At 67.1% G+C, this 2,958-nt stretch carries 2 protein-coding genes and 1 pseudogene; 1 reads left to right on the top strand and 2 read right to left on the bottom strand.

What is annotated here, in order from left to right:
- Nucleotides 1-158 precede the first annotated feature (158 nt).
- Both ACFVJQ_RS32315 and ACFVJQ_RS32310 read right to left on the bottom strand, forming a co-directional pair.
- Nucleotides 159-1,397, bottom strand: coding sequence for an epoxide hydrolase family protein (locus ACFVJQ_RS32315; RefSeq protein ID WP_385789133.1), 1,239 nt, complete (start codon nucleotides 1,395-1,397; stop codon nucleotides 159-161).
- Nucleotides 1,398-1,518: 121 nt separating this feature from the next.
- A complete protein-coding gene (locus ACFVJQ_RS32310; RefSeq protein ID WP_385518625.1) occupies nucleotides 1,519-1,977 on the bottom strand; it encodes a nuclear transport factor 2 family protein in 459 nt (152 codons plus the stop codon).
- Nucleotides 1,978-2,505: 528 nt separating this feature from the next.
- Between ACFVJQ_RS32310 and ACFVJQ_RS32305 the strand changes: the two are divergent.
- Nucleotides 2,506-2,958 (top strand): annotated as a pseudogene (locus ACFVJQ_RS32305) (hypothetical protein); the annotation flags it as partial.

The raw sequence follows: 2,958 nt of genomic DNA, 5'->3' as shown, positions 1-2,958 counted from the left end.
CTGCGCGCTGAGCGGGTGGGGGCCGCCGGAGCGGGGCGGTAGACAGGAGCGGCGGGGGGCCCGGGGGGGCCGGGCGGGGGGGGCGCCGGGGGCGGGGTTTCTCCCCGCGCGGGCCCCCCGGCCCGGGTAGCGCTGCTGGTGGCCCGTCGCCTGCAGGGTCAGCCACCGATCCTGCGGAAGGTCTCGACGAGGTCCGAGGCGAACGCCTCGGGGTTCTCGTAGTGGACGAAGTGGCCGCCCTTCATGTGGGCGTTGGCGTTGACCACGTTGAAGGAACTGCGCGTCGGCCCGTTCTCGAAGAGGGCGATGCGCTCTTCGACGGTGTTGATGGCGGGCGGGTAGGCGTCGCCGAGCAGGAAGGTGAAGCCGGCCGGCGGCTCGACGACGGGCTGGCGGTCGTGGGAGGGCACCCACGGGTGGCGCACCGCGTTGCGGTACATCCGGATCGAGGTGCCGATGGATTGCGTCACCCAGAAGATGGTGGCCTGGGTGAGGATGAAGTCGCGGGGAAAAGCCTCCTCGAAGTTGCCCCGCTTGTCGCTCCACTTCTTCCACCGCCGCAGCAGCCAGGCGAGCATCCCGATGGGAGAGTCGTTCAGACCGTGGGTGAGGGTCGAGCCGTCCAGCATGTGGACAGCGACGTGCGAGGCATACGTGTTGACGAAGTTCTCCAAGCCCTCCCGCAGCTCCGGCGAGGCGTCCTCGGGGATCTTGTTGCCGTCGGTCAGGTCCCAGAACCGCTCGTTGGCGAACTGCCCCGGAGGCATGTCGTGGCCGTAGTGCAGGCCGATGATGCTGTCGGCGTACTTGTGGCCGAGCGCACTCGTCACCAGAGCACCGTAGTCGGAACCCGCCGCCCCGTACTTCTCGTAGCCCAGCACCTCGGTCATGAGCTTGTGCAGGATGTCGGCGATCTTCCAATAGTTCAGATCGCCCCTGCTGACAGGGGTGGACCAGGCGAAGCCGGGCAGGTCCGGGATGATGACATCGAACGAGATGGACGGGTCACCACCATGGGCGGCGGGGTCCGTCAGTGGGCCGATGAGCGCATAACTGAACTCGCCGGGCCACGGCCATCCGGGGCTGATGATGAGCGGAATCGGGTTCGGGCCCTTGCCGCGCTCGTACACGAAGTGCACGGGTGTGTCGTCGATTTCGACCTTGTGCTGGTTGTAGGAGTTCAGCCGCTTCTCCTGCGCACGCCAGTCGAAGCCGTCCGCCCAGTACTCCACGAGCGGCTTCAGGTAGGCGGTGCTGATGCCGTAGTACTCCTCCTCGTTGTCCAGGTCGTCGAAGAAACGGGTCTTCTTCAGGCGGTCCTTGAGGTCATCGAGGACGTCCTGGGGGACGTCGATGTTGTACGGCTCCAGCGCGGCGGGCTTGTTGCTGTTGCTCATGTCAATGCTGCTTTCCTGTGGGAATGAAAGAGAGGTTGTTACTCGGTAGGCAGGTGTCGGGGGCGAAGTCGCGCCGTGGCCGGTCGGGTTGCCCGCCTCCGGGCGAAGCGAAGGGGCGCGGTCAGGCGGTGAAGTCCAGACGGACTCGGGTCTGCTTGAGCTCGGCGATCCGCCAGGAACCATCGATCTTGACGAAACGTGCGTGGTAGTGGCCGAAGCCGTGCATACCCCTGAAGGGAATGGTTTCGGACACCTCGGCACCCTCGGGCCGGGTGACGATGTCCTCCATCGCGAACACGCCGCGGGCGGTGGTCCCCGAGTCGACGTCGATCTCGTCAGAGAACAGGTGGTGGATCAGGGTGACACCGGGGCCGCCGCTGGAGCCGACCGTCGCGGCGATCTCGTCCCGGCCGTTCATGCGCAGCCACACCGTTCCGTCCGGCTTGTGCGGGGTGAACGTGCCGTCAGGTGTGAACAGGTTCGCCAGGTCGTCCCAGCGCTGGTGATCCGCGTAGCGGACGTAGCGGGCCATCAGACGGCGGAGTTCCTCAGTGATGCTGAGGCGCTCAATAGCTTCCATGATCGATCTTCCTTCTTCCAAGGATGTGCGGATCTCCGCAGCGCCCGGCCCGTCCGCCTCCGACGTCATGCGCGTCCGCCGAGGGCTGGCGATCAGCCTGCCGGTGATGCGAACATCGCCGAGGCGCCCCGGTTTCTTATGGACTGTTCGGTCCATTCATCATGCGCCCACCAGATTGGACCTGCAAGTCCAAAAAGGAGTGACGCCGGTCACAGTGCGGACCGGTTGCACAGCACGGACTTCCCCCGGGACCGCCGACAACGCAGCACTCCGAGCGGGAACGACCGCCGACGGCGGCAGGTGATTGGGCCACCTGCCGCCGTCGGCGGTCGTTCTGTGTCGTGCGAGGGGTTGTGAACAGGTGGCGAGCGATGGCGCTTGAGCGTGTTCTGGCGCGCATGAGTGAGCCTCGGTCAACGGCAGGCCCCGTGGGGGACGAGAGTTCTTGCATCGAATACGTGACCTCCGCCAGTGGTGGTCGTTGAGTGCGGTGACGGAGTTCTACGGCACCGGGCCGGGGGTGAAGGGGTGGGGGGACTGCGGGAGGTGGCGGCGCCGTTCGTGGTGCCCGGCCCCTCGGGGGTTGCGATCCGTGCCCGGCTCAAGCACCTGAGCGCCACAGACGAGAAGGTGCTTCGCCTGGTCGGCGACCTGCTCGGTTCGCTCGCCTCCCGTGATCTGAAGGCGCGGTGCGCGGCCGGGCTGGAGCACGACAGTGAGCAGTGGGCCGAGCGCAAGCGCACTCTCACGGAGGAGTCCTCCTCCCGCTGGGCAGGCAGCATCACGAAGGCCACCCACGATCAGTGGGCGCTCGCCCGGCGCGGCCAGCTCGCGCACATCCAGAGCCTTCAGGCCGGGATCGCGACGATCACGCACCGGCTGTCTGTGCCCGTGGGCGCGAAGGGCACCAAGCAGGTGCCGGGCGGCTACCGCAGCAGGCAGGAGTGGTTCGCCAAGTCCCGCCGCCTGCGCCTGCTCGAA

This window comes from Streptomyces sp. NPDC127197, from assembly GCF_042672405.1.
Lineage (GTDB): Bacteria > Actinomycetota > Actinomycetes > Streptomycetales > Streptomycetaceae > Streptomyces > Streptomyces flavusporus.
The sequence above is the reverse complement of the archived record's forward strand: the minus strand, read 5'-3'. Positions and strand labels throughout refer to the sequence as shown.